We start from the raw sequence: 26,112 nt of genomic DNA, 5'->3' as shown, positions 1-26,112 counted from the left end.
AAGCCACTGAATGCTTCATCCGGTATGGTTTCCACGAGATCATTGACCGCAAAAGCAACATCATTTTCCTGGAGTTTATAAGAAAGGTACTGATGGAATGGTTGAGAAGAAGACTCCGAATGATTCGATGGAAGGAATGGAAGCTGCCCAAGACAAAGGTGAAGAATCTGATGGCACTGGGAGTGACAAAGGCGAAAGCCTTGGAATGGGGAAACACAAGAAAAGGCTACTGGCGTATAGCCAGCAGCCCTATTCTCCATCGCACACTCAATGACCATTATTGGCAGCGTATGGGTTTGAAATCATTGAATTAACGTTAGAATTTTATGAAACCGCCGTATACGGAACCGTACGTACGGTGGTGTGAGAGGACGGAGGTTAGTCACCTCCTCCTACTCGATTAATGGCTCTACACTATTTGTTGGGCTTTAGAAAAATTAGCTATTAAAAACACGCAATCTCCGATATCCTTTACACTTGAATTGTCGAAAAACAAGATAAGGATAGGAGTTGCGTGTACATGTTTTATCATGGAATATTCCGGGGTTTGTATTGAATTAAATATAAACCAGCCAAGTTATGGACGATTTCTACGTGATTTCTTGCTCTATTTCAAAAAATGGGGCGGTAGACAGCGGTTGCAAAATGAAAGTTTGACGTTATGATTTTCTAGAACCTTTTGCTCCTCAACAGTAAGAACCGTTTTACACCGGGTACATGTAGCATGAGACAGTCTCGTTGATGACTCCTCACTTTTGTTTTTGCGACTTGCCTCACGTTGCTTAAGCTGTTTCCATCCCATGCCAAAAAGGTCACATGCATCCCGTAAGGCATCCATAGAAGCCGCTCTTGTACCGTATTTTAAATTGGTCACTTTTCCTTTTTCTGATCTTCTCAGAGGCGCTGTACCAATTCCCTCTCTCTTTGCCCCCATAATGGTAAGGATTCCTCTGACTAACAACTCTTCTTCCTCATAATACAAGGTTGGTCCTTCTGTTAGCTCCCAGTTCCACAGGTGTCCAGCCACTTCATTCAACCGTTCGATGTACGTATCAACTTCTATGTAAGGGCGTCCGCTCTTATTTTGTTTAATCGCTCCATCGGGAAATGGCTTAAGCAATTCTTCCATGAGCTTGTTGTACTCTTGATTCAGATTCTCCACGGTGCACTCCCCTTTTTTACCACTTCTTTATCTTTCTCATAACCGCTCTTCGTGCCTTTCTTTTTATGATTCGCTTGCCGATTGCTCCTGGCCCTCAACTAGCGGCTCTAGCATCTTCGCTCACTCTTTTGACAGAGAATAAAAACCGTATGAGTTTGTTAAGCATTTTTCCCCCTCCTCTGGTTTTCTACAATCCTCATTGTATCGGACAAACGAAAGCAGCCGTAAATGTTTATTGAGCTTCAAAGTATTTTTACTACTTTATGAAAGGTAACAAAAAGTTCCAGGTATATCCTCTTTTATATAAGAAGAAATTAATCTCAAACTAGGACAAAGGAGGGAAGTTAGTCATGATGAATCAACAGCAACAAAGCAATAACTCAAATCAACTTCTAGTACCAGGCGTCCAACAAGCATTAGATCAAATGAAAATGGAAATTGCTCAAGAGTTTGGTGTTCAGCTTGGCGCTGATTCCACAGCTAGAGCTAATGGATCGGTTGGTGGAGAGATTACCAAGCGTTTAGTACAAATGGCGGAACAGCGGTTAGGCGGCAGCCAAGTTCAATAAGGATTAGAAAGGGCAGCCTACACAATGGACCGCCCTTTTATAGTGACTTTTCAACTTTGTTTGTAGGCTCGTAATCATATTTCACTTTTTCAGCGTGGATCTCGTGCACTGTCGTATGCTGTTTCTTATGTTTTCGGCTTTGGACCCTTCCCGTTATCGTTACAACCATACCTTTTACTAAGTCATTAGCTAACCTTTCTCCGTAACTGCGCCAGCCAATAATATGCAGATAATCTACCTTGGCATTTCCTTCTTTATCGGTATAGCTTCTTTCTGAAGCAATGATGAAGCGGGTAACAGCTACATGGCTATCACCAACATAATGGAGTTCTGGATTAGCTGTTAAGCGTCCCGTAACAGTAATATGGTTTACATCAAGAGAAAGGCCCCTTGTAGTCTGGCCAAAAATGACTTCCTGTGTTTCTACCTCGTAAATGTTAATATGTAGGTCGTCCCTTATTCTTGATTGTAGGCGCCCCATGACGACACACTCTTGGCCTTTTTGAAGGTTGTTTGCTACCCTCTCTGCGTATTCCCTCCATACAATGATCGGGATAAAATCAACGATCTTTTGCCCGTTGCTATCCGCATATGGACGTTCACAGGCAATAGGAAAACGAGTCACGGCTCTTCCACTGTTGGTATAATGAAGTTGGGGATCCATGGTTAAACGACCTTGAATGATGCAATGGTTAATGTCCAATTCAATTCGTCCTTTATTGAGGGATACTTTTCTTCATATTTTCCCACCAGAGTCTCATCAGTCTGGTATAGCCAGGAATTTTTTGAAAGATCTCATCAGCTAGCTGCTCGTTATAGGTGTGTGTTGTTAGGTTTCGGTCATTGACCATGTGAAGAGCCAGAATGGTTTCTTCCTCATCTAACAGTCCTACTTCTCGACTCGAACGAATAACCCTTTTAGGGGAACCTAAGTCTACTCCTTCAATATCTCGTAAATATTGTTTTCCTAATTTCCATATGCTTTCATACGTATATTCAAACCGTTGGATAAAGGCATCTCTCTCGAGTGGGGTGGGATGATCAAACGCATAGATTTCTTCTAAGGTTTTTAACGCTTTGTCTGAGGTTTCGAATCGTTGAAGCAGTCGTTCCATAGGATCCCCTCCTTAATTACTTTTGTGCGAAATGAAGAATCTGCCTTTGTAAGGTCCACCACGTCTACGTTATAAGGAATGGTTGACTCCTCAAGATTATCTTGTAGGCTTGCTAAGCATCCTGCCTTCAGCGCACCTTTATAGTCAACCGCTATATCAATATCTGAACTTGGTTGTATCGCTCCTTTGGCCCAAGAACCAAACAAATAGATACAAACATCTTCCCTATTCATATGGTTTGTCACAAGAGTCTTTACTTCTTCTAGGACTTCTTTTTGAAGAGTCGTCCACGTCATGAGGGATCTTCTCCTTTTGTGGTTTTTTACTACCTATAAGCAGGGCATCTTTTTTTACCGTTCTCTTATATAAGATTCCCATCTAACCAACATATAAAGCATGCGAGTGATGAATCGAACAAGGGGAGCTTTCGGAAAATATTAACCTACAGATTAGACTCATAAAACTGATCCTTCCCTATATGGTGAGCATTGCTACCCTGTATGGCGTCTTTCTTACAAACAACTTTTTATAAGGTAATTTTACCATAATTTTTAAATCTACCACCCTCCCATACAACACACTATACAGCACTGTTATCCTAGGATGGACTTTGCTTATGATCCCTACAGCAGTCTCCTTTTATTCTTAAAGTTGAAATGACACTTTCCTATAAGGGGTAGCGTCAGGAAAATGCGGATTTACAACGCTAAGCCGACTTTCCTGACAATTACTTTCTTTTTAACAACGTAAGATAGTTTTAAGGGTCTTAAAGATTCTACTGAGACAATTTTATCTGAATTAAAATGATATTCTCCCAGTAAGTTTATATGCTCCCAACCCAAAGGAGACATATGGTGTAACAAGTCCTCATTAAAACCCGCTAAACCTTTTTGATGTTCGATTGCTTTTGTCAGATGTAGCGTATTCCAAACAGTAATGGCATTGATAATTATGTTTAGTGCACTAGCTCTTTGTAGTTGATGCTGTATAGTTCGTTCCCTAAGTTCTCCTTGTTTACCAAAGAAAATAGCTCTTGCGAGTCCATTCATGCTTCTCCTTTGTTTAAGCCTTTTTGAATCTTCCTTCTTAAAGATTCACTAGTAAGATAATTAAGGATAAAAATAGTCTTTTCTATTCTTCCCATCTCACGTAAAGCTGTAGATAAACTGTTTTGCCTCGAGTAAGAGCCTAACTTTCCCATAATAAGTGATGCTGAGACTGTTCCTTCTTTATGGAGTGAGCTAAACGTAAAACATCATCATAGTTTTCTTTAATAATCTTTATATTTATTTGGCCACGTAAAATGGACTTTAATTTTGGATAATTGCCTGCCTTCTCTAATATAAAAAGCTTTGAATCTGATAAATCTCTTATTCTTGGCGCGAACTTAAAACCTAATAAGTGAGTTAATCCAAAAATTTGATCTGTATAACCAGCTGTGTCAGTAAAATGCTCTTCTATATTTAAGTCGGTCTCATGATGCAATAAACCGTCTAGAACATGAATAGCATCTCTTGAATTGGTATGTATGATCTTTGTGTAATACGATGAGAACTGGTCACTGGTAAATCGGTAGATGGTTGTTCCTTTTCCAGTTCCGTAATGAGGATTTGCGTCTGCGTGTAAAGATGAAACGCCAACCTGCATTCTCATTCCATCTGACGAAGACGTTGTACCATCACCCCAATAAGAAGATAAATCTAGCTTGTTATGAAAATTCACTAATACCGCTTGCGCCTTATTCATGGCATCCTCATGCATTCTCCATTGAGATACATTAGCTAGTTGTTTATATGTAAGATCAGGCGTTGCTTCGGCCATCTTACTTAACCCAATATTCATTCCCATTCCTAATAACGCAGCCATGATGATTACCATTTCTTCTTTATCGGGCTTTCGATTAGTGGAGGCATGCGTGAATTGTTCGTGAAATCCTGTTATATGAGCAACATCCATGAGCAAGTCAGTTAATTTAATTCTTGGAAGCATTTGATAAAGGCTTGCATTAAATTTTTTTGCTTCCTCTGGAACATCTTTCTCCAACCGTGCAATTGAGAGTTTTCCTTTCTCAAGGGAAACGCCCTCTATTTTGTTCCAATTGGTCGACAGCCATTTTATCCTTTCATTAAGACTTATGGTCCTCTCTTGGATATAATCTTCGAATGATAAGCTAACTGATAGCCTTGTATTGTCTTTTGACTGGTTCCACATATCTTCTGAAAATAAGTATTCCTCAAAATCTTTATATTGTCTACTGCCTGCAATAGACACATCACCCGCTCGCACATGCTCTCTTAATTCTGTTAAAACAGCCATTTCGTAATAGTGCCGATTGATTGTACCATTTTCTTCATATAAGTGCTTTTTCCAACGATTTGATACAAAATCTACTGGTGCATCAACAGGGACTTTTCGTTTTCCAGAATCGTTCATTCCACGTATAATCTCCACCGCCTGCAAAAGAGTTTCATTTGACTTTGTTGAATGAAACTCTAGAACCTTCAATAGTGTCGGTGTATACTTTCGAAGCGAATAAAAGCGTTTTTGGAGTAAATCCAGATAATCATAATCAACTGGTCGGGCTAGTTCTTGAGCTTCTTCTACTGAGGAGACGAAGGAATTCCATTCAATAACTGAATCTAAAACCTCAAAGACATCTAATCCTTCTATTTTCGCTTTTATTAATGCTTGTCCTATGTTTGAGAAGTGTATTATCTTTTCGTTTACCTTTTTACCATTTCTCTTCTGCATTTCTTCTTGAGCTTTTCGTCCTTTTGATAGCAGACTAAGGATTTGTCTATCGTGAATTTCAAAAGCCTTATCTGTTAACTCTTGAGTAAGTTGCAATAAATAAACGGTTAGAATTGTATAACGTTTATTTTCTTGAAAATCACGAAATGCATAAGGCTCATATCTTGAACCTAATCGAGAAAGTTGCAACAAGCGATTACGGTGTAAATGGTTAACTTTAACACTCCCTAGTTTCATTCCTCGGATATATTCAAGTCTTTCTATTACTTTTAAAAATGTCTCAGGAGATGGATGACCCGGTGGATCCTTTAACCAACCCAATATCGTCTTATTAGAAGCAGAATCATACTGAGAAGTAATGATCTCTTCAAGCTTTTCCTTTTGATTATCTAATAGAGATTTACTGACAGTATTAAATATTTTCTTTTCCGCCATTGCCCTAGCTTCCCATACCATTCTTTCAAGTGTAGTAATAGCCGGCAGTATAACTCTATTACTTCTCAAAAAATCTATGCTTTCGTGTAGTAAATGAATAGCATCTCCATTCTCTAGTGCTAATTGATAAAGGTGTTTAAATGTCATTCGATATTCTTTTAGAGTGAATGTTACAAAACCATATTCATTCCGAATCTCTTTTAGGTGATCCCAGAGTGTATTTTCTCTTTGAGGATAAAGACTAAGCGAATGAGGATCTGCATTTATTTGTTTTGCTATGTATCCTTTCACCGAATCAGGAAAATTTTTTACGTGTGTGTATGACCAACCTGGAAATCGAAGCATAGCCAATTGTACGGCAAACCCTAGTCGATTCTCTTCTCTCCTGCGCTTATTAATAATTTCCAAATCTTGATTAGAGAATGTGTAGTAAGTACCCGCAATCAAATCATCTTCTGGGATCTCCATAAGAAGTTGCCTTTGTTCCGTTGTAAGTAATTCTCTTCCTCTCGCAATTTTCATGTTGTATCCACTCATTTCTATATAATATTCTGTTAATTAACACAATTATATATCAATAGAGTGTACTCTATTGATACAAGTGTAGCAGACTGATAAAATCATAGCTAAGAGCGTCTCATAAGACTTGTATCAAAAACGGGGAGATATTTTGCGGAAAATAGGTTATATACGTGTCAGTTCCACTAGCCAAAATCCTTCAAGGCAATTTCAGCAATTGAATGAAATTGGAATGGATATTATTTTTGAAGAAAAAGTTTCTGGGGCAACAAAGGATCGTGAGCAACTTCAAAAAATGTTAGAGGATTTACGGGAAGGCGACTTTATTTATGTTACAGACCTAACTCGTATTACTCGTAGTACGCAGGATTTATTTGAATTGATTAATTTAATACGGAGTAAAAAGGCAAGCTTAAAATCACTCAAGGATACATGGCTAGATTTGTCAGAAGCTAACCCATACAGCCAATTCTTAATCACAGTAATGGCTGGTGTTAACCAATTAGAACGAGATTTAATCCGTATGCGTCAACGTGAAGGGATTGAGCTGGCTAAGAAAGAAGCAAGTTTAAAGGCCGGTTAAAGAAGTATCATAAAATCATGCGGGAATGAATTATGCAGTAAAGCTTTATAGAGAAGGAAATATGACTGTAAATCAAATTTGTGAAATTACAAATGTGTCTAGAGCTTCATTATATAGAAAGCTGTCAGAAGGGAGACAATAATCGTTCCTTATTCCATTAAAGGGGCCACGATTGTGGGTATTTTTGCACAACCCCTCGAAAATGGCTGATTCAGAATTATCCAAATACGACTCCTGTGTTTAATCACCCAATGCAGCAGTAAGGGCGCTTGTTATTAAACAATCGCGCCCTATAATGGAATATTACATTAGTTTTTATTAGCTGGTTTCGTTTAACAAGAACCATGCATAATTCTGTTTAAGGCTTGTCTATATTTATAAAAAAGACTGCTCCAATTTAGTAGCAGTCTTTCATATTGGTATCCTCTTAATGTTTATAGAAATCGCTTATTTATTGAAAAAATGAGTGATACTTTTGCGAATTGAAGTTGGTTTTCTACCAATCAAATCTTCTAAATCACTGGAAGCGTTCCCCTCATTTCCATCGGCTATTGAATTGTAAAGAGCAATTTGAAAATGAGCAAAACCTTCAGGAACGCCAGAATTAACCATTCTCTCTAGAGCTTCAGAGTCTGACATAGACTGATGAGTTACGTTTTTTCCTGAAACATCCGAAAGAATGTTAGCAAGTTCATCATAATTCCAAGTTTCAGATGATGCTAATTCATAAACTTTATCTTCATGTCCTTCTCCAGCCAGAACGGTTGCTGCTGCTAAAGCAAGGTCATTTCGTTCTACTGTATTAACTTTACCTTTTCCAGCAGAAGTCACGATTACTCCACTATCAACAAACGATTGAAGGCTCTCATTAACAAACACTTCTTGATAAAAAGCATTTCTTAAAATCGTAGTTGAAAGACCTGAAGCACGAAGGGTATATTCAGTTGCTGAATGAACATCTCCAAGTGGAGGAAATGCCCCCTTATCAACAGCAGCAAAACTTGTATAAAGAAGGTGTTTTACTCCTGCCTTTTTAGCTGCCTCAATAGCATCAACGTGTTTGCGAATACGTACTACCGAGTCGTCTTGTGGTGTTGATATTAGAAGCAACTTAGAAGCTCCAGCAAATGCTTTTTCCAGAGATGAAGGGTCATCATAATCCCCATAGCGAACTTCTATTCCTTGGTCAGCAAATTTAGATGCTTTTTCAACGTTTCGAACACTAACAGCGATTTGATTTGCAGGTACTTTTTCAAGTAAATGTTGGACAACCAATTGTCCTAATTCTCCTGTTGCCCCAGTAATTACGATTTTTGACATAAACAAGTCATCTCCTATTTATATAATTTTTTGTATGTTGGATTTTTAAGCATAGTCATATATTATATCAGTAGGCATTTTTTTTAAAGTAGGCACATTTTTATAACATAGTCACAAAAATAGTACTATTAGGAAGGAGAGGTATTTATCATGGCACGAACATTGTTTCAAGGTGAACCTCCAGAGGAACAAATAGAGGTTTGTCCGGTTACAGAAACTCAAAACATAATTGCAGGGAGATGGAAACTCATTATTCTATGGCATTTAAGTAAACAGACAAGAAGATTTGGTGAACTTCAAAAATTGGCACCCGGTATTTCAAAAGGAATACTAACACGTCAGTTACGAGAACTGGAAGATGATCAAATGGTTCACAGAGAAGTATATAAAGAGGTTCCTCCCAAAGTAGAATACTCACTAACACCAAAAGGGAAAAGCTTTATCCCTGTACTGGATATTATGGGTGAGTGGGGGAAAAAACATAGGAAGAGTAACAAAAAAGAACTCAAGCCCGTCACCAAAGATTAAGAAAAACGTGCTAGAGCATATCTGCTCTAGCACGTTTTTCTTAATTGTATTTTCAACTGATTTCCCATTATTCAAGAATTTGGCCCTATAGCGGAAGGTACTTACCTGTCACCGCTCCACTTTTTCAGGGCTTCCAATCCTACCTCAAAGTCACTTTTCGATAACATTTTTTCAATGGTTCCCTCTTTCAGTTCATTGGCCAAGTCTAAAATATCGGTAACGGCCTGTTTCCATTCACTCACCTGATTTTGAAGCCGTTGCAGTTCCTGCTGTTGCGCCGACGATAAATCCGTTTCCTGTTGCCACTTGACGGGTTGCCTTTCGTAGATCGGCGCAAATTCAAGCTGTTCCGTGTAGGATCGGATGACACGGTTGACTGTGGCATCGTCTAATATATGCGGTTTAGAACGGGCTGCCAACAAATTATCGTATTGTTCTTGTGCGGTTTCCATTTGCCCATCAATCATGCTGGCAATTAGGGGTAAGTTACTTATGGGCTGCCAATTAGGTTCCGGTTTCATTGATTCTCACCTTTCCTTCGAATGGATATGAATTATTCATTCGGAATAACCTCCAATTGAGCCAACTCTTGGATAATGGCATCCATGTTAACGGATTCCGGATATTTGTTAAATTCGTAATGCCCGTAAAAATTAATATGCTGCCATGCAACGGGGGAAATGCGTTTCAATACATCTGAATTGAGGGCTTCCCTGTCTCTGTATTCTAGCATATTGGATAATAGACTGGCATTGTAAAAAATGATGCAATTGGCGATGAGACGACTGCATTCGTCCCAAATTTGTTGGTCTTGTTCTGTTTTGAAACGGAGTTTACCAAAGTTCGCATAGGATACGGCTCGCTTTAATTTATGATAACTTTCACCCCGATTCAGGGTACGTTGCACATTTTGACGTAGGGGTGGGGAGTCTATATAATTCAGAAGGTACAAACTCTTGATGATGTTATCGTACTCCCACAAGGCCCGCTTGGTTTTGTTTTTGCGGGCGTAAGCACTTAGTTTACCAATGATAATACTCTGTGTTGTAGATTTCAATGCAAGTGACAATAGAATACGCTGGATATTGTCCCATTCCTCAATAATCAGCTTCGTATTGATTTTTCGAACAGGTTTGATGAGGACATCCCCGTATTGGCTCGGGTGTTTGAATCCGTATAACGACTTGCTCACGGTACGATAGATATCCTTGTAGCGGGGCGCAAAATCATAATCAAAAGAGTGAAGAATGGCGAAATTCACTTCATTGGTTCCATGGGTGTCGGTGGAATGCACATCCGGTCGGATATCGGTTGTATTGTTGTATAAAATATCGAACACGTAATGACTTTCATGCTCATTTGCGCCAATGACTCGGGCATTGATGGGAATATGATTGGCCACCGCTGTATAGGAAACGATCCCCTTATTTAAGCCGAAATATTTGGGGGAATGACGGGAGCGCATCGTATGGATCCTCGTCTCAAATTTCTGTCCGTCACTGCTCGAATGAATGACCTCATTAATGTCAAAGTGGTGAAAAATCGGCAGCCTTCGAACAGCATTACTGATGCGATCATTGGCTTCTTTTAAGGTCTCCAATCGTATAAAGTTCTCAGATGTAGCCGCAAGCAGGGGATAACCGATGTCGGAGATTTCACCCATTCTCCCCAACCCCATATTGGTGCCCCAAGCAATCAGACAAGCAATTAAAACCTGATCATCCCTGGCTCGTTTCGCATAACGCCCCAAGATATGATCAAATGCCTCTATAAATTGACAATGTTGATTTGCATAGTGCAGAACACTGCCAATGTCAATAGAGTTCAACGCATCAAAAAAGAAGTGGTTGATGGTTTCTGTTTCCCGTGTATTTGAAAGTATCCAGCGATTATTTGCGCGATGTTTTTTGATATGTTCATTTTCCCCCGACGCAATCCGTTGGTTCACTTCCGTCATTCTGGCTTCAAGTCTCTGTTCCAGTTTCGTTAAATGATCGTGAATGGGTTGGTTGGTATTTGTCAGACCGGCATTGGCCAATAATGTTTCTTTTTGTTGCCACTGCCTGTCATCAATTAGATCGTCCTCAAAACTTCGGAATCGGATACTGTCACGGCAAAAAATATCCCCTGCTTCCAAGCGATTTCGTAAAAGACGGTAAATCAAAAACTCATAACGATCCACCGATAACGTTTTCTGTCCTTCGGCATCCTTTTGATAGATATAACGTTTGACACCTTCCGATAGGAATCGACGGGGTAAACGATCGGAAGAGTACTGCCCCAATGATTTATTTTGACGAAAAACCCATTTCATGAAATCAATGGCTTCTATTAGTGGATCATTCCTTGAAGGGGCTGCAAAATCCACTGTGAGTAACAAAGGCCGCAATTGTCGCTTGAATTGGCCGGACAGCTGATCAATATGTTCCCATTGGAGAGCCGTTGCATCCCATTTTGTATTCTTTATAATTTGATTTGCAAGACTTGAAAGCTTTTGGCGTTCAAGAATGGAAAAAGCCTTCTTTTGAATGTCATGAAAGGGGGTGTCCGCTGCAATGCTGTCATCGGTCAATAATTTTAAAACTTCGCCGGCCTTTTTCATGTTTTGATGATTTTGGGTATAGTGTTCATACACTTGGTCTTTGGCAGACGACTTCGCTTCATCCATATAGTGTCTGATGTTGTATATCAAGGTATTGATGAGATTGTCATTCATCCGTTGATAACGATAGGAGACATAACATAAGAGATAAGTGTAAACCATCCATTCGTCAAGCCTTTTCAGTCTGAAAACCGAGTAATAGTCAACCAGTGAGGCATAGTATTTAATGCCTTCATTCGAAATTCCTAACTTGGGTAACAAGGTTTGGGCAAGTAGGTAAAGGGGCTGAATCTGCAAACCCCGTTCAATCTCATATTTGATTTCCTTCAGTTTAAAATCTTTGGGCTCACGCTTGAGTCGTGTTATTTCATACAAGCCTTCCGTGTCTGAAAGTAATTCCTTTAGGGATTGAATATCAGCCTTTTTTAAACGATTCTGCATTATGGTGATTAATCGATGCTGTTCAAAGGTGATGGCCTGTCCGACCGTATCCTGTATAAAGCTATATCCCGGTACTACGATACGATGTTCAAACAAATGATTCATGATTTCACGGAAGATAAAAATCGGTTTACTTGAAACGGTTGCGGCTTGCCGGGCTTTTTTTCGATTTGGCTTCGTTCTTCTTCTCCACAATGACGATAGCCGAACAGTGCAAGAATCAATTGCTGCTGCTTTAAACGGGCGTCCTTGCCAATTGAACTCAGATCAACGATCTTCCGACCGCTGAAATGTTCCTCCAGCACGTGTTGAAGGTCATCGGACACTTCATGTAGATCAAAGGTAAAAAACAGATGCTTGACCTTAAAGTAACCCAGTTGCAACACAAAATAAGCCTTGGACTTTACTGAATGTAATCTTTGCAGCAACTCTTTTTCGGGCTGGGAGAGTGAAAAGAAATGACAACGATCTTCATATGTAAAATTCGGTCTACCAAAATCGCTTTGAATTCATCATCACCCAGAATGTTCAATCTTCTTTGTTGGGTTTCCGTTTCTGCAGACATATTGTACTCTTTTCTGTGCGCGATTATATTTGTCCTGAACCTTTCAAAAAGTGTACTTTTTGAAAGGGGGTGATTCCCACTATTTTCATATTTCATAATTATAACATAATTGGTTTTGAAATATTCCAATTATATTGTAGATATTTTGAAATTAAAATATAATAAATTTATTCTATAAAAGTGGATTTGTAAAATAATGTAATTCATTTTAATGTAAGTTCGAAAATGAATAGGAGACAGAATACATGAGGAAATTTTTTTATGTAAGGGTTAGCAGTAAAGATCAATCTGTGGAAAGACAGGTTGCAGTTGCAAAAGAAATGGGAATTCCCGAAGAGTATGTCTTCATAGAAAAGGCAAGTGGAAAAGACTTCAAACGGCCAGAATATCAACTAATGAAACGTATGCTCAGGAGTGGAGATATTTTTATATATTCAATCTTTGGATAGGCTGGGACGAAATAAACAAATGATCCTGGAGGAATGGCAAGAGCTGATACAAATAAAGGAAATTGAAATTATTGTGTTGGATATGCCCCTTCTTGATACAACAAGATATAAAGATTTGAACGGCATTGAAACATTAATTTCGGACTTAATCCTGCAATTATTGAGTTACATGGCAAAAGATGAACGAAATAGAATAAGGGCACGGCAAAAAGAAGGGGTAGAAGTTGCAATTCGCAAAGGAGTAAAATTTGGTAGAAGGAAAATTGAGATGACTGACACATTTCCATCAGTCTATCAAGAATGGAAACAACAGAAGATAACAGCTGTAGAAGCTATGAATCGTGTTGGAATGAAACGGAATACATTTTATCGAAGAGTAAAAGAATACGAATCGAATCTTTGACTTATACTGCGTAAATACTTGAAGCAACTTTAATTAAAAATAAGGGTTGCTTTTTTCTTAATAAACCTTTTCGGGGGGATATGCAAAAATACCCTAAAATGATTTTAGACTTAAACGAAAGTTAAAATAGCTGTTTTTGCATAAAAAGCCCCGTTCGTAAAATTACACTTTTACCAACGGGGCTTTTAATGTTCTTCATTGTTAAAAACATGGTTATAACTTTTTGGGAAGGTCAGGGTTTGAGAACAACTTTGACACACCCATCTTCGTGATCATTAAAGATTTGATAGCTTCACTCGCCTGGTCTAGACGCATTTTATGAGAGACGATTTCTGTTGGATCCAGTTCTCCTTCCGTAATCATTTTAAAGAGCATTGGCATGTAATGGATGACTGGTGCCTGACCCATTTTTATTTTTACATTTCTTTCAAATATGTTTCCTAAAGGGAACTGGTTATATTTAGAGCCGTAGACCCCGTCAGCTGCAGCGTTCCAAATTTTCTCACAGCACTCATACCGATTTCGATCGGGCTGATGGTTCCGCCAATAAGCTTCATCTTTTGTTCGACAGCTTCGATTGGTGTTTTTTCCCATCCATCCCTACGCAATCAATGACGGCATCTACACCGCCACTTGTAATTTCTTTAATATGGGAACCCATAGAAATCATATCATCAAATTCATCAAAATTAAAAATCTCAACATTGTTCATTTTTTTGGCACGTTCAAGCTATAGGGAAGATTATCGACGGCAATGACTCTTTTTGCGCCTTTCATCCAGGCAAACTTTTGCGCCATCAAACCAACGGGTCCACAGCCGAGCACGGCAACTGTATCCCCTTTTTTCACTCCTGCACTTTCAATGCTCCAATAAGCAGTTGGCAGTACATCAGACATAAACAGTAATGCTTCATCTTCAAGTTCAACAGATTCAGGAATCACGAAAGGCATAAAATTTCCATAGGGAACACGCAAATATTCAGCCTGTCCACCCGGATGATTCCCGTAACGCTCCGTAAATCCAAAATATCCGCCTGTATCAACTTCTGGATTTGGGTTAGAATTATCACATTGGCTCTCCAAATCATGCTGGCAATAGTAACAGCTTCCACATGAAATGTTAAATGGGATGACCACTCTATCCCCTTTTTTCACTTTTGTTACCTCTGGTCCGACCTCTTCTACAATACCCATGGGCTCGTGGCCAACTACATAATCTTTTTCAGCTGGCAAGGCACCTTGATAAATATGTAAATCAGACCCACATATCGCTGTTGATGTAATGCGCACAACAATATCGTCTTTTTGTTGAAGCTTCGCATCTGGAACTTCTTTCACCTGCATATCCTTGGAACCTTGAAAAGTAACTGCTTTCACAAGTAAAACCTCCTATTATAAATTCATATAACTCTTATAATACCCATTGAAGAAATTAATTATACTAACGTATCACCAGTAAACTGAGAGTAGCACAAATCATTACTCATGCAAGTTCTGAAAAAAGAACAAAGTACTACTCAAGTCATCGCCATGTCTCTTTTTATGCGGTACCGGTCTTTAGATAGGGATACCTTTACCGGTAAAGTCATAGCTATCCTTCGGAACGAGTTTGGTGGACATGCAGTGTAAAAAAGCAACTAGGCTAATTTGTGTGAATTCGGTAAAGGTATCCGATATCATAACAATAGAGATAGACCCTTATTACGAAATAATTTTAGGGATAGAGTATTTTTTGCTAAGGGAAGAAAAATACTATGACAGTCAAAAGAATTATTTTCGCATTCGTATGAATTCTGAATTTAGTTCAATAACACTGAGAGAAACAAAAACGAAAAGCTTATTTGCTGTCAAAAACGAATACGAGAGAGACGCAACTATGGAACTAGTTGGAGAATGGCTTATAAAAACAAATGCTTTCAAAGAAGTTATAAATGAACTGATTCAAAAAAAGAAAATGGAAAACGTTCAAACAGAGGAAGACATTCAAATAGTTTTAGGAACGACAAGGTTCTTGGAAAAATTACTTAAGATTAAAACAGAAGAGATATTAAGTGCCGTTGTAGAGAGGGATAACTGAGGTTTCTTAATAATAACTACCTTTTTAATAAAATACTATTGATAACGTTACATGGTTCCACTAATGTTTTAAAAAAATTGATAAGGGAAATTTACACTGAATGTTTTTTGAACGCTTGCCTACTTTAATGCAGAAAAGGAGAATTTACACACATGAACCGTTTTACTATTCCGAGGGATGTTTATTATGGAGAAGGATCTTTAGAAGTTTTGAAAACCTTGAAGGGAAAAAGGCAACTATTGTTATCGGAGGCCAGTCCATTAAAAAATCAGGCTATCTTGATAAAATAGATGCTTATTTACGTGAATATGGATTTGAAACACAGCTCATTGATGGTGTTGAAAATGACCCATCTGCAAAAACCGCTTTAGAGGGTGCAAAAAAGATGGAGGAATTCCAGCCGGATTGGATCATTTCCGCAGGCGGCGGTTCACCGATCGACGCAGCTAAATTAATGTGGATTTTTTATGAGAATCCGGAGCTCGCATTTGATAGAGTTAAAGCACCAAACCCACTACCGGCTTTACGGAAAAAAGCACGCTTTGCGGCGATTTCTACAACGAGTGGCACAGGTGAACTGCCCCCCGTCAAGTAGACAATGGAAATAAGTAAAATACTTTTATGCGGCTTCAGTCCTGTATTCAAGGGGCTGAGGCCGTTTAGTCGTTCTTGGAGACGATCTTGATTATAAAAGGCAATATAATCGTCTATAGCTTGTTTTAGTTCTCCAAATGATTGATATGTATTTAAGTAGAATTCTTCGCATTTCAATGCTCCCCAAAAAGACTCCATAGGGGAGTTATCGATACATCGTCCGACTCTTGACATACTTTGTGTGATATCTGCTTTATCTAACATGGCTTTGAAAGAAGGGCTTGTATACTGAAAACCACGATCGCTATGAAAGACAGGTTTTGCGCCCGGTTCAGCCCGCAGGGCTCTTTCAAGCGTTTCAAAGACCAAGGAATTGTTGTTGGAATGCCCTATTACATAAGAAACAATGGAACCGTCGAACAGATCCCGAATCGCGCTAAGATATGCTTTTGACGTTTTCCCGTACTTGAACTCCGTGACATCCGTGACCCACTTTTTATTCGGCTTAGATGCTTTAAATTCACGATTAAGTACATTCTCTGCTATATGTTGTGGGGTGGAATTCGGATATCGTTTCCTCTTCTTGCGAATAACCGACTTGATTCCTGCTAATTTCATCAGCCGATAGATCCGCTTATGATTAAAACTTTTTCCAAACATGCGATTGATATATAATAATATCCTTCTATAGCCAAGAATTCCCTTGCGTTTCTTATGTAGGTTTTTGATCTCCTCAAGGAGATCATGGTTTAACCATTCTTCTTCGGTTGGTTGGCGTTTTAACCATTTGTAATAGGACGAGCGTGCCACACCCACTTCATTGCACAAAAGCTCTATAGGGAGCCCTTCCTCTATCTGAACTTCCTTGATAGCGATATACAATTTCTCTTGTCTTACCCGGCTCAGGATCGCCTCCTTTCGATTTCTTCCAACTTTTTTAGAAGAGCGTTTTGGGCACGAAGTTGTTCATTTTCCTTTTGAAGACGTTTCATCTCCAGTTTCATCCGTTCTTCCGATGTCAGCTCTTCGTCAGATTTATTTCGGCCTCTTCGATCTTTCAAGCTTCCTCATTGCCTGACTCAAACTTCCTAACCCACTGATACACTTGATTGTAAGAAACCCCATACTCAGCTGCTGTACCTGCGAAATCCCTTCCGGTGGCTAAACAATGTTGAACGATTTCAATTCGTTCCTTCCAGGTTGTTTTTCTTCCCTTGGTCATGGAAAATTTCCGTCCTTTCCGTCCCTCTGTGACTACTCCATGACCATTATACTTTTTCAGCCACTTATCAAAAACGCTTCTGGACGAAATATTATATTTCCTTACAATTTCCGACTGTGAGTATTCTCCTGACAAGTAATCCTGAATCGCTAATAATCTAAGCTCTTTAGGATAGTCCTTCCAGCCCGCTGAGGCTGTAATCCTAAAAATCCATGTTTTCTATACAATTGCCGCCATTTATTGAATGTTACTGAAGAGATTCCATACTCGGCACATACTTCTTTAATTGTACAGCCACTACTTTCATAGAACGATATTACTTCCAGCTTCTTAGCTGCACTTATCTGTATATAAGACATAAAAAACTCCCCTCAAGAGACAGATTTTTATTTTTCCTCTGTCTACTTTGAGGGGAGCATATCAAATTTGGAGCAGTCTTTTTTATAAATATAGACAAGCCTTAAACAGAATTATGCATGGTTCTTGTTAAACGAAACCAGCTAATAAAAACTAATGTAACATTCCATTATAGGCGCGATTGTTTAATAACAAGCGCCCTTACTGCTGCATTGGGTGATTAAACACAGGAGTCGTATTTGGATAATTCTGAATCAGCCATTTTCGAGGGGTTGTGCAAAAATACCCATTGTGGAATAAGGCTGTGTTGAAACAATGAGGTATTATTTAGGCTCACAATATTTTTGAACAGTATCTTTGTTTAATCAAAGATGCTTTTTTATGTCAATAATTAATAACAATACATTAAAAGTAAATATATTTTTATTGATTTACGATAAATATGTGTATTATCATTACAATGATGATAATTAAGTGAGGTGCTTTTAATGCAAAGAGGAACAACACTCTTTTTAAGAATAGCCGTTTATTTTATTGGGATTATGGTACTTTCCTTGTTTATATTTTGGTTGCCTAGATTAGCAAACAATACAGCAGAATTGTTTCCGGAGTTTTCCTATATACGATTTCCCATTTTAATCGGTTTGTATGTAACAGGAATCCCGTTTTACTTTGCTTTGTATAAAGCTTTGAAACTTTTAACCTACATTGATAAAAACAATGCCTTCTCGGAGCTGTCTGTAAAGGCATTAAGATATATAAAATACTGTGCAATAACAATTAGTGGCTTATATGCAATAGGGGCTATCTTCTTATTGGCACAAAACGCTTTACATCCCGGAATAGCAATTATCATATTTACAATTATTTTTAGTTCCGTTGTTATTGCAGTCTTCACAATGGTTCTTCAAAAGTTGTTGAAAAGTGCTTTAGATATAAAATCAGAAAATGATTTAACGGTCTGAGGTGAAAATAGTGGCAATTATAATTAATATTGACGTGATGTTGGCAAAAAGAAAAATGAGTGTAACAGAATTATCCGAAAAGGTTGGAATCACAATGGCTAACATATCTATTTTAAAAAATGGAAAAGCAAAAGCGATTCGATTAACTACTTTAGAATCAATTTGCAAGGCATTGGATTGTCAGCCGGGGGATATTCTTGAATATCGAAGGGATTAGACAATCAAGATCGGAAATGAAATGGGAGCCGGTACTTGTTCATAAATTGAAAGGAAGTGTTAATCATTACTATTTCATTAATACTTTTGGTGATTTTTGGTGTCATTGTACTTACAACGTTTATTGTGCCTGCAATTTTGGCTAATAGAAAAAGTGAAAAGGGAAAGCGTCCTTATAAGATTTCTTATATAATAGTAGGACTATTAATTTTTCAATGGCTCTTTTTCTTGACTAATGGATACAGTTTACTACCAATGGGCGTTGCCGATGCATTGTTTGTGCCTATATGGTTGGTGCTGTGTGTAGGGGGGGCAATCACGGCTATCGTTGAATTCAAAAACAACAAGTTTTTTTCTATTCCCGTTGGAGGCTTAACAATCATTAGTTTTTTATTTAGTGTCCTTGCTTATGGAATTGGAGAAATGTGATTATCCATACAGGGGGAGACATTTTGAAAAAATACTTTTTATATTATTGTTCTCTTTTTGTACATTACTTTTATTTGCTTGTCAATCTCAAGAAAAGGAAATGATGATGTTAGATGATATTTCATCGACTTCCATATCTAAATCTAGTGACTATGGTGGAATAAACGAAAATTATATTGCAACAATTGATAACGACACAACCATTTCAAGGTTTGAAGAGGCTTTGAAAGATGCAGAAGGTAGGGAACAGAAAGTTAATGTCGATACTGAAAAGCCTGATTATGATATTTTAATTCGCTATGAAAATGGGGAAACTCACGGATTGCACCTTGTGCTTGGGAATACATGAGAAAAAAGCTGAGTAATATATGTTGGTCACGAACAAAATGGCTTTGACATATCTTCAGAAGACACAAAGATTTTAAAGGATATTTTAAAAAAACAATAAAGAATTATTCCTCAAACTTTTTAATATGGGGATTTCCTTATCGTTGTAATTCCGCATTTTCCTGACGCTACCCCTATAAGGGTGACTGGTAGAAGAGAAAGTTTTTGAGCCCAAGAATCATTTAAAAGCTTATAATATATAAGGAAAATAATGAAGCCAAGGACCTGCCACTGTTCGTAGCATCAAATAGAATACCCGTTGGAAGGTGGGGAACACCAGAGGACATTGTAGGAGCAGTCTTTTTTCTAGCAACGGGAGCCTCCAATTATATTCATGGGGAAACATCGTGGTAGATGGGGGATGGATGGGAAGATAACGTTCATTTAGTGAAAATAGTTTGGGATTCCATATACTAATCGTCTCTTTGTTGCTTAATTTATTAGAATTATCATGGTATTACATAGTAAAGACTTTTTTGTAGTTGTTCTTGTTCCAAATAGTTGACCAAGTTTTAGCTTTATTCTTCTTGTATACATAAAACTGAAACATCATTCCACCTATAAGCAACATCATTAACTATCTTTCCACCAAACTCATTTTTCCTACGAAGATATTCCTTTCCTCCCATGCTTTCATAGAAACCAAGTCCAGATTTATTTTGTTCCATTACCCACACTATTATTGAAGTAATGCCTATTTCTTTAAAATACTTGGCAATAGCTGAAAACAACTGTCTTCCTACACCCAATCCTCTACATTCTTCTAATAGATAAAGGCTTGTAATTCTCCGCCAAAATTTTCATCATCAATGCTATTCCCTGATGCGAAACCAACAATATTACCTTTTTCACTTATCGCAATAAAGATAAAGGGTTCATTTTCTGTGTTTAAAAAGTTAAAACCATTTTTTTCGGCGTCTTCATATGATAACCCATCCAAATAACTTTGTGGTACTAAGCCATGATAAGTAGTTTTCCAACAATCAACGTAAATTCTTGCTATTCCTATGACATCTTCTTCACTTGCTTTTTTAATCTTCAAATTTTCACCTCAAATAGTACATAATTATTTATCATGGCCCTTCTTCGTTTGTGCAGGGCACGTACTTTTGAACCGTAAAGCATGAGTAAGAACTATTTCCTCCGAATCGGCAAGACATGCAGGTTTCGTAACAAACTACTCCTCGTCACTTAATATTGGCATTGATTATATGACGACGAACTTTTCTACCGTTGATCTCATATAATACACGGCGATCTAACAAGTCGGTTTGAACCATAATTACATTCATCTTTGCAGTTCTCATATAAAATGACTTTACGACTTTTTGAGATTTACAGAACTTCAATAGCTTTTCTATATTCACTGGCGCCCAAGCTAACAGTTACACACGGGGTGACTTAGATTTTCTTGTATGTTCAATTTTGTTGTGAATGTATTGAAGTTTATTTACTAAATATTAAAATAGATAAAAGGAGGCGGTATACGTGAATAAGAAATTGTTATGGTTTCCTTTGTTAGCAGCATTATTGTCAACAGGATTTTTGTATACGGTTGGAAACATATTTGAAATTTCGTTTTTGAATTGGAATTTTTATAAAGAAACCTCACCCGAAGGGGTAACTTTGGAAGCAGAAGGTTCTCTTGTTCCTTTTATTATAGGTTCTATCGTGGGCTTTTTTACGGAGAAAATTCTCAAAATTAAAAAAACCACTCTAGCTTAGTATAACGATGCCCTTGAGGGGTTATTACTTTCGCTTCGATTCAAGTGTTAGAGAGCATTAATCAATGAAATGAAGTTACCAGGTGGGAGAAATAAAAGACTCTAACACAATCAGTACCATTCCACAATCAGTACCATTCCGACTACAGAAGAAGATAAAAGCCAAATGAACACAATTTTTTAACATTTTCTCATAGAGGAGCAAGTGTACGACAATCTGAGGTCTTGAGAAAAGTTAGTGCTTATCCAGTGCTTTTTACGGTCTTCAAAGTACGGAGGCCTGTGGAAGCATGTAGTGCGAATGAATGGCAGAGCGCTAAGCTTGGATTCCTTTCTACAAATCTATTTACCACCTCTTTTCTTGAACAACATGCATATATTCTTCTTTAAGATAATGGTCCATGTACTTACCATGTAACCATTCCACACTTCACTTCTTAGATATCCTTCAGTTAGTAAAGCCAAGTTTTTCTGGAATAGCTATACTTCTGACATTCTCGGTTGGGACTCTTATTTCAATTCGATTCAAATTTAATTTCCTTTTTGGTCTTATCCATGAGCACCACCGCATTATAGAAATACAAGGAGTCTTTGTTTTTTGTCTCCTTGATACGTACAACAAGCCCATTTTGGTTTTTGTACTGGTCGTAGTATCCTATGGTATCAGGCATTTGATCCACTGGTTTGGAAACGATCACCCGATCTCCTTTTTGCACCAGTGAGGGACGTTTCCGGCCAGAGTCCTTCTCTTTGCCAATGTAACGCCACGTCTTTATCCATGTCTGGAGCCTTGTCTATAGGAAAAAGATTTATTTGTTCCTGTTCCATTCAATTCATCCTTTTCTTTTCTAGTTTGAATCATCCATTTCCTTAATAACGGTGTCTAAGTAGTGGTAAGCATTTCTTACCCGATCTGCGGTATCCTGTTTAATTCTCTCGTAAAACTGCCTGCCTAAGGGAGTGATTTTTAACAGTCGCTTTCTCCGTCTCTCCCCTTCCCATTTTCCTGTCACCAGCCCGCCAATTTCGGGATCTTCTTCCATTTCAATGGCGACCTCATAGGCATAGCTTGTAGATACTTTCCACCCATATGTTTCTAACATTTCCGTTTCCGGTTCGGCAATGACGATGGTTCTCCCTGAGTACGTGCGTGTTAATACGATATATCGGAAGACATCTTTTACGGACACCAGGGAACTAAAAAAGGGACGGTCTTTTTCTATCATGGTTGTTCCTTTCTTAGGGCGCTCCCCTTCCTTTGTAATTTCATATAAAAAGACGGCTGCCACTTGTTTGGCTGCCATCAAGCGGTCACGATATGCAAGTTTAATCCCTTGGTAATACTCCCTGCCTTCGTCTGTCAGGGAATAATAGGTTGTCCTTTTTTCTTTAAAGCTTTCTTTCACAAACCCTTCCTGTTGCATCTTGCTCATGACTAACTGAAAGCTTCGTTTAGCTGGAGGATGGTGTTTTAAGACATGTTTGGTGTGCTGCCATAACTCAGAAGACGACCGGTGTGTATAGTACAGTTCCTTGGCAATAAAGAAACGAAGAATCATACTGTTGGTTAATGGTTTCGTACTTGTGCTTGTAGTCATCTTTTTTCACCTCTTTTGGTGTCTATTTGAGGACAAACTTTCATACATTAGGAGGGAGAAAAACCTCCCTCTTTTTTAGGCCTAGTGACAGGGTAGCTGTTCTAGTCCGCAGGATTACTTCCAATAAAAGTAATTTAATTGTTTAATAAGGAATAGAAAAGAGCAATAAAAAAACAACCCCATTGAGATTACCATGTGAGTCCTAATTCATCGCAGTAAACGTCTGCTTCAATAAAACAATTCCTCATATCAGCCTCATTATCCATTTCACCGAGAATATCATATACTGTCTTTTTTAATGCATCAACGGTTGTATAAGGGACGTAGATGATATATTCGTTAGCTATGATTTCCATTCTGTAATCATGTTTTAGGAACTGTTCGATACTTTCTCTTACCTTCCTTTGCCACGTACAAATTTATTGTTATTTTCGATTTGCAGCCCCATTCTTATTTTTGCAATGTTTTCTAGATCAATATGAGCTTGTTTCTCTTTGCCTTTCCGAGCTGTTTGTATGTAACGATACAATGTTGCTTGACTTATTCCGGTCATTTCTACGATCTCGCTAATACTGTATTCCTTAGAGTGATATAGATTTAGAGCTTTATTTATCTGTTTTTCTGTCACTCTTGGACGGCCGCCATTTCTACCTCTGGCCCTTGCACTCTCTAACCCCTCTTTTGTTCGTTGAGCAATTAGATCTCTTTCGAATTGGCTGAATGCCTGAAATACAGTAAGCATCAGTTTACCTTGTGGTGTATTTGTATCAAAATTCTCTTTTATGCTAATCAATTTCACATTTTTATTTTCAAAGTACTCAACTAACTCTATCAAATCTTTTGTACTCCTGCCTAATCTTGAAAAACTTTCTACAACGATTGAATCTCCGGGTCTAACCTTATCCTTTAATCGAATAAGTTCTGGTCTATTTGTTTTTGTACCTGACATTTTTTCTGTTAATATTTCTGTGCAGTTGTATTCCTTTAACAAATCCAGTTGTCGAATCAAATCTTGTTGCTTGGTACTAACTCTCGCATATCCATAAGTATATTGCATCAAACTCCCCCTTTTGATAGTAATAATGTTATCATTAAAGGGAGTTATTGTTAATTTGTTTTTGATAATAGTTTTGATAACAAGTGAATAAGGGTTTTATGACCCAAAATTTTAGTGATTTATATTTATCAAATACATTCGTTTTTGATAATTGGTTTTTCTGTTTGTAAAGTCAGATTGTCAGACATTTATAATAAGGTGTGATCACAACCTCTGTTTTATAATGTAAAGTGGGAGATTTCCTTTATATGCTTATTCCAGAAAAGGTCCAGATTGTGAAGTATTCCTTCTTGAACTAAAGTGGCATAAGAATTGAAGAGCATCTTTCATCTTCTAAGTAATAGTTGTAAAATAAATATGAACTGGAAAATTGTAGCTAGGGTTCCGCTATCTAAGTAGGTCCGTGACCGAGGGCTACGTCTTTTACCATAACGTAAAAGGCACCTATTGACATAAAAGGTCCGAGGGGAAAGGTTCAGCGTATTTGCTATGCGTTGAAATCTTATTCCCCTCGGACCTTTTTTATTATTTTAAGGGAGGTTTATTAAATGAAAAGAATTGATGAATTAAAAGCAGGCGTGGCAGTTATTATTTTGAATGAAGAAAAACAAGTTTTGTTACAGAAAAGAGCTGATGTAGAACTATGGGGTATTCCTTCAGGACATATAGAAATTGGAGAAACAGTTTCTGAAGCAGCTATCAGAGAAGTAAAAGAGGAAACCAATTTAGATATAAGAATTAAAAAGCTTATTGGTGTGTACTCTGAACCTAATTCACAGGTGTTTGCTTACCCAAATGGTAAAGTAGTACATTTTATAACAACTTGTTTTCTTGCTGAAATTACAGGTGGAGAACTTAGACGTAATTCTGATGAATCACTTGAAATAAAATTTTTTGGTTCAGAAAACCTGCCGCAAGACTTATTGAAAATGCATCCTCGATGGTTAAAGGATGCTCTTGATAATAGAGAATTGGCGTTCATTCGTTAGTAAATTCTTATTGATGTAACTGGTGCGGTAAACGGGTAAACGCACCTTTACTCTATTAAAGGGCAGCATCCTGTTGAAGAAGAGCTAAGGGAGAATATTATGGAATTATTTAATCAGTTGATAAAAAGCTCAGCAAATTGGATACGATTTGAGTTAGGGCTAGTCGAGTTAGATGGTAGCGACTATTATAAAGAGATGCATTATCGAGCCAAATCGATTTTTAAATTTCTTTTTAATAATAGTGATTCTATTTGGTTAATCGCATCCGTTAGTAATCATATTGATTATAAGGGAATTGATTTACCTAATATTAAACGTTTTTTAAGAAACAAAAAATTAATCTATGATCTCAAGTGTAAAACAGTGGCCTTTGAATATGATGAAGAGGATACAGAAATCAGAACTATTCAATATCTCTTAAAAGTTAATAAAGAGGATTTACGTTTAGACTATCTCATTAAAGCAATTGGTAATAAAGAATTTCTTCGAAAACCTAGAATAAACGGTAATCTATATATTGTGAATGAAACAAAAGGAATTCTATTTCACATGTATGATGACCGTGGATGTGATGTTTTTAGCTTAGATAAAGACACTCTTCTGCCTTTATACCATAAGTTTAGAAAGTGGATTTTAGACTATAATCGTGTTGAAATCGACCATGCTTTTGAAGAAGGTTTATTCAATTGTGATGAAACTACTGAAGAAAAGGAAAAAAGGCTTAAAACAAAACAGAATAAAAGTAAAAAGAAACCAAAATTAACTTATTTCAGGTCAATACATGTTACATTACACATGCACTTGAAATACCAAATGAATCTGCAAAAGAATTGTAACCGTCAAGTGGAAATGAACATTTTTTGCTCGTTACGTTTGAGCACTTTTCGCTTGAAACAAAGATTCACGATACTTAATTCGATGACTGCCGCCATTCAAGTGAACGACTTCCGAGCGATGGAGAAGGCGATCCAAGATGGCCGTGGTAATACCTTGATCTCCGATCAATTCTCCCCATTCCTCGGGCCCTTTGTTCGAAGTTAAGATGACTGAACTTT

General features: G+C 37.7%; 22 protein-coding genes and 9 pseudogenes. 15 read left to right on the top strand and 16 right to left on the bottom strand.

Annotated elements, in window-relative coordinates:
* Positions 1–314 (top strand): hypothetical protein (locus tag JCM19033_RS26840; RefSeq protein ID WP_157050011.1); only part of this gene is annotated, 314 nt, incomplete at its 5' end.
* Positions 315–607: 293 nt separating this feature from the next.
* Here JCM19033_RS26840 and JCM19033_RS20575 read toward each other — a convergent pair.
* Entirely contained in the window at positions 608–1,162 is a 555-nt protein-coding gene (locus tag JCM19033_RS20575) for a hypothetical protein (RefSeq protein ID WP_054637733.1), read from the bottom strand.
* A gap of 350 nt (positions 1,163–1,512) precedes the next feature.
* Between JCM19033_RS20575 and JCM19033_RS20570 the strand changes: the two genes are divergently transcribed.
* Positions 1,513–1,731, top strand: a complete 219-nt coding sequence (locus JCM19033_RS20570) for an alpha/beta-type small acid-soluble spore protein (protein WP_054637732.1) — start codon at positions 1,513–1,515, stop codon at positions 1,729–1,731.
* Between the two features lie 37 nt (positions 1,732–1,768).
* Here JCM19033_RS20570 and JCM19033_RS20565 read toward each other — a convergent pair whose 3' ends face one another.
* From JCM19033_RS20565 to JCM19033_RS20545, 4 genes and pseudogenes are all read right to left on the bottom strand, one after another.
* Positions 1,769–2,434 (bottom strand): single-stranded DNA-binding protein, encoded by a 666-nt coding sequence (locus JCM19033_RS20565; RefSeq protein WP_054637731.1) that lies wholly within the window; start codon positions 2,432–2,434, stop codon positions 1,769–1,771.
* Positions 2,435–2,447: 13 nt separating this feature from the next.
* On the bottom strand, positions 2,448–2,846 hold the full coding sequence (locus JCM19033_RS20560; protein WP_054637730.1) for an HI0074 family nucleotidyltransferase substrate-binding subunit: 399 nt from the start codon (positions 2,844–2,846) through the stop codon (positions 2,448–2,450).
* Positions 2,801–3,142: a nucleotidyltransferase family protein gene (locus JCM19033_RS20555; RefSeq protein ID WP_054637729.1), complete on the bottom strand. Its 342-nt coding sequence runs from the start codon at positions 3,140–3,142 to the stop codon at positions 2,801–2,803. Before JCM19033_RS20555 ends, JCM19033_RS20560 begins: the two co-directional genes overlap by 46 nt.
* Positions 3,143–3,544: 402 nt before the next feature.
* Positions 3,545–6,554: pseudogene (locus JCM19033_RS20545) on the bottom strand (Tn3 family transposase).
* Positions 6,555–6,702: 148 nt separating this feature from the next.
* Between JCM19033_RS20545 and JCM19033_RS20540 the strand changes: the two are divergent.
* Positions 6,703–7,276 (top strand): annotated as a pseudogene (locus JCM19033_RS20540) (recombinase family protein).
* A gap of 305 nt (positions 7,277–7,581) precedes the next feature.
* On the opposite strand, the gene JCM19033_RS20535 reads toward JCM19033_RS20540, so the two are convergent.
* The gene (locus JCM19033_RS20535; protein ID WP_054637727.1) at positions 7,582–8,454 is read right to left on the bottom strand and encodes an SDR family oxidoreductase; all 873 of its coding nucleotides are present in this window, start codon (positions 8,452–8,454) and stop codon (positions 7,582–7,584) included.
* A gap of 150 nt (positions 8,455–8,604) precedes the next feature.
* Between JCM19033_RS20535 and JCM19033_RS20530 the strand changes: the two genes are divergently transcribed.
* A complete protein-coding gene (locus tag JCM19033_RS20530; protein WP_054637726.1) occupies positions 8,605–8,982 on the top strand; it encodes a helix-turn-helix domain-containing protein in 378 nt (125 codons plus the stop codon).
* A 101-nt stretch (positions 8,983–9,083) separates the two neighbouring features.
* Here the strand turns inward: JCM19033_RS20530 and JCM19033_RS20525 are convergent, their stop codons facing one another.
* Together JCM19033_RS20525 and JCM19033_RS20520 are read right to left on the bottom strand one after the other, a co-directional pair.
* Positions 9,084–9,503 carry a hypothetical protein gene (locus JCM19033_RS20525; RefSeq protein ID WP_054637725.1) on the bottom strand — a complete coding sequence of 140 codons (420 nt, stop codon included), beginning with the start codon at positions 9,501–9,503 and terminating at the stop codon, positions 9,084–9,086.
* Positions 9,487–12,590, bottom strand: a pseudogene (locus JCM19033_RS20520) (Tn3 family transposase). The gene JCM19033_RS20525 and the pseudogene JCM19033_RS20520 overlap by 17 nt, the downstream one beginning before the upstream one ends.
* Before the next feature lie 245 nt (positions 12,591–12,835).
* On the opposite strand from JCM19033_RS20520, the pseudogene JCM19033_RS26835 reads away from it, so the two are divergent.
* A pseudogene (locus JCM19033_RS26835) lies at positions 12,836–13,442 on the top strand (recombinase family protein).
* Positions 13,443–13,674: 232 nt separating this feature from the next.
* Here the strand turns inward: JCM19033_RS26835 and JCM19033_RS20510 are convergent.
* A pseudogene (locus JCM19033_RS20510) lies at positions 13,675–14,819 on the bottom strand (zinc-dependent alcohol dehydrogenase).
* Positions 14,820–14,948: 129 nt separating this feature from the next.
* Between JCM19033_RS20510 and JCM19033_RS22810 the strand changes: the two are divergent.
* From JCM19033_RS22810 to JCM19033_RS22805, 3 genes and pseudogenes are all read left to right on the top strand, one after another.
* Positions 14,949–15,071, top strand: a pseudogene (locus tag JCM19033_RS22810) (6-phosphogluconate dehydrogenase (decarboxylating)); the annotation flags it as partial.
* Positions 15,072–15,093: 22 nt separating this feature from the next.
* Entirely contained in the window at positions 15,094–15,519 is a 426-nt protein-coding gene (locus JCM19033_RS20505) for a hypothetical protein (RefSeq protein ID WP_269758452.1), read from the top strand.
* A gap of 100 nt (positions 15,520–15,619) precedes the next feature.
* On the top strand, positions 15,620–16,114 hold the full coding sequence (locus JCM19033_RS22805) for an iron-containing alcohol dehydrogenase (RefSeq protein ID WP_269758451.1): 495 nt from the start codon (positions 15,620–15,622) through the stop codon (positions 16,112–16,114).
* A 24-nt stretch (positions 16,115–16,138) separates the two neighbouring features.
* Here the strand turns inward: JCM19033_RS22805 and JCM19033_RS28550 are convergent.
* A pseudogene (locus tag JCM19033_RS28550) lies at positions 16,139–17,694 on the bottom strand (IS3 family transposase).
* A 486-nt stretch (positions 17,695–18,180) separates the two neighbouring features.
* Between JCM19033_RS28550 and JCM19033_RS20490 the strand changes: the two are divergent.
* From JCM19033_RS20490 to JCM19033_RS20475, 4 genes are all read left to right on the top strand, one after another.
* Positions 18,181–18,657 (top strand): DUF2975 domain-containing protein, encoded by a 477-nt coding sequence (locus tag JCM19033_RS20490; RefSeq protein ID WP_054637723.1) that lies wholly within the window; start codon positions 18,181–18,183, stop codon positions 18,655–18,657.
* A 10-nt stretch (positions 18,658–18,667) separates the two neighbouring features.
* Positions 18,668–18,874, top strand: coding sequence for a helix-turn-helix transcriptional regulator (locus JCM19033_RS20485; RefSeq protein ID WP_054637722.1), 207 nt, complete (start codon positions 18,668–18,670; stop codon positions 18,872–18,874).
* Positions 18,875–18,930: 56 nt separating this feature from the next.
* Positions 18,931–19,302, top strand: coding sequence for a hypothetical protein (locus JCM19033_RS20480; protein WP_157050007.1), 372 nt, complete (start codon positions 18,931–18,933; stop codon positions 19,300–19,302).
* Between the two features lie 100 nt (positions 19,303–19,402).
* On the top strand, positions 19,403–19,651 hold the full coding sequence (locus JCM19033_RS20475; RefSeq protein ID WP_198153600.1) for a hypothetical protein: 249 nt from the start codon (positions 19,403–19,405) through the stop codon (positions 19,649–19,651).
* Positions 19,652–20,207: 556 nt separating this feature from the next.
* On the opposite strand, the gene JCM19033_RS26825 is transcribed toward JCM19033_RS20475, so the two are convergent.
* Positions 20,208–20,438: a GNAT family N-acetyltransferase gene (locus JCM19033_RS26825; RefSeq protein ID WP_269758450.1), complete on the bottom strand. Its 231-nt coding sequence runs from the start codon at positions 20,436–20,438 to the stop codon at positions 20,208–20,210.
* Between the two features lie 14 nt (positions 20,439–20,452).
* Positions 20,453–20,731, bottom strand: a complete 279-nt coding sequence (locus tag JCM19033_RS26820) for a hypothetical protein (RefSeq protein WP_269758449.1) — start codon at positions 20,729–20,731, stop codon at positions 20,453–20,455.
* Between the two features lie 446 nt (positions 20,732–21,177).
* Here JCM19033_RS26820 and JCM19033_RS20465 point away from each other — a divergent pair, with 446 nt between their 5' ends.
* Entirely contained in the window at positions 21,178–21,414 is a 237-nt protein-coding gene (locus tag JCM19033_RS20465; RefSeq protein WP_054637719.1) for a hypothetical protein, read from the top strand.
* 514 nt (positions 21,415–21,928) lie between these two features.
* Here JCM19033_RS20465 and JCM19033_RS23880 read toward each other — a convergent pair.
* From JCM19033_RS23880 to JCM19033_RS22790, 3 genes and pseudogenes are all read right to left on the bottom strand, one after another.
* The gene (locus tag JCM19033_RS23880) at positions 21,929–22,129 is read right to left on the bottom strand and encodes a hypothetical protein (RefSeq protein WP_198153599.1); all 201 of its coding nucleotides are present in this window, start codon (positions 22,127–22,129) and stop codon (positions 21,929–21,931) included.
* Between the two features lie 132 nt (positions 22,130–22,261).
* Positions 22,262–23,011 carry a hypothetical protein gene (locus JCM19033_RS20460; RefSeq protein WP_054637718.1) on the bottom strand — a complete coding sequence of 250 codons (750 nt, stop codon included), beginning with the start codon at positions 23,009–23,011 and terminating at the stop codon, positions 22,262–22,264.
* Positions 23,012–23,199: 188 nt separating this feature from the next.
* A pseudogene (locus JCM19033_RS22790) lies at positions 23,200–24,071 on the bottom strand (recombinase family protein).
* Positions 24,072–24,616: 545 nt separating this feature from the next.
* Here JCM19033_RS22790 and JCM19033_RS20450 point away from each other — a divergent pair.
* Both JCM19033_RS20450 and JCM19033_RS27770 read left to right on the top strand, forming a co-directional pair.
* Positions 24,617–25,057, top strand: coding sequence for an NUDIX domain-containing protein (locus tag JCM19033_RS20450; RefSeq protein ID WP_054637717.1), 441 nt, complete (start codon positions 24,617–24,619; stop codon positions 25,055–25,057).
* Positions 25,058–25,156: 99 nt separating this feature from the next.
* Positions 25,157–25,702, top strand: a pseudogene (locus JCM19033_RS27770) (DUF3885 domain-containing protein); the annotation flags it as partial.
* Between the two features lie 222 nt (positions 25,703–25,924).
* On the opposite strand, the gene JCM19033_RS24585 reads toward JCM19033_RS27770, so the two are convergent.
* The coding region (locus JCM19033_RS24585; RefSeq protein ID WP_198153598.1) for an ATP-binding protein at positions 25,925–26,112 on the bottom strand (188 nt) is incomplete at its 5' end.

The organism is Thalassobacillus sp. C254, assembly GCF_001310615.1.
This window is presented reverse-complemented; position numbering and strand designations above follow the sequence as displayed.

Bases quoted from the DNA above. Each gene is read 5' to 3' on its own strand.
- JCM19033_RS20570 (WP_054637732.1), top strand. From the start codon at position 1,513: ATGATGAATCAACAGCAACAAAGCAATAACTCAAATCAACTTCTAGTA.
- JCM19033_RS20560 (WP_054637730.1), bottom strand. From the start codon at position 2,846: ATGGAACGACTGCTTCAACGATTCGAAACCTCAGACAAAGCGTTAAAA.
- JCM19033_RS20555 (WP_054637729.1), bottom strand. From the start codon at position 3,142: ATGACGTGGACGACTCTTCAAAAAGAAGTCCTAGAAGAAGTAAAGACT.
- JCM19033_RS20535 (WP_054637727.1), bottom strand. From the start codon at position 8,454: ATGTCAAAAATCGTAATTACTGGGGCAACAGGAGAATTAGGACAATTG.
- JCM19033_RS20530 (WP_054637726.1), top strand. From the start codon at position 8,605: ATGGCACGAACATTGTTTCAAGGTGAACCTCCAGAGGAACAAATAGAG.
- JCM19033_RS20525 (WP_054637725.1), bottom strand. From the start codon at position 9,503: ATGAAACCGGAACCTAATTGGCAGCCCATAAGTAACTTACCCCTAATT.
- JCM19033_RS22805 (WP_269758451.1), top strand. From the start codon at position 15,620: ATGTTTTTTGAACGCTTGCCTACTTTAATGCAGAAAAGGAGAATTTAC.
- JCM19033_RS20490 (WP_054637723.1), top strand. From the start codon at position 18,181: ATGCAAAGAGGAACAACACTCTTTTTAAGAATAGCCGTTTATTTTATT.
- JCM19033_RS20475 (WP_198153600.1), top strand. From the start codon at position 19,403: ATGATGATGTTAGATGATATTTCATCGACTTCCATATCTAAATCTAGT.
- JCM19033_RS20460 (WP_054637718.1), bottom strand. From the start codon at position 23,011: ATGACTACAAGCACAAGTACGAAACCATTAACCAACAGTATGATTCTT.
- JCM19033_RS20450 (WP_054637717.1), top strand. From the start codon at position 24,617: ATGAAAAGAATTGATGAATTAAAAGCAGGCGTGGCAGTTATTATTTTG.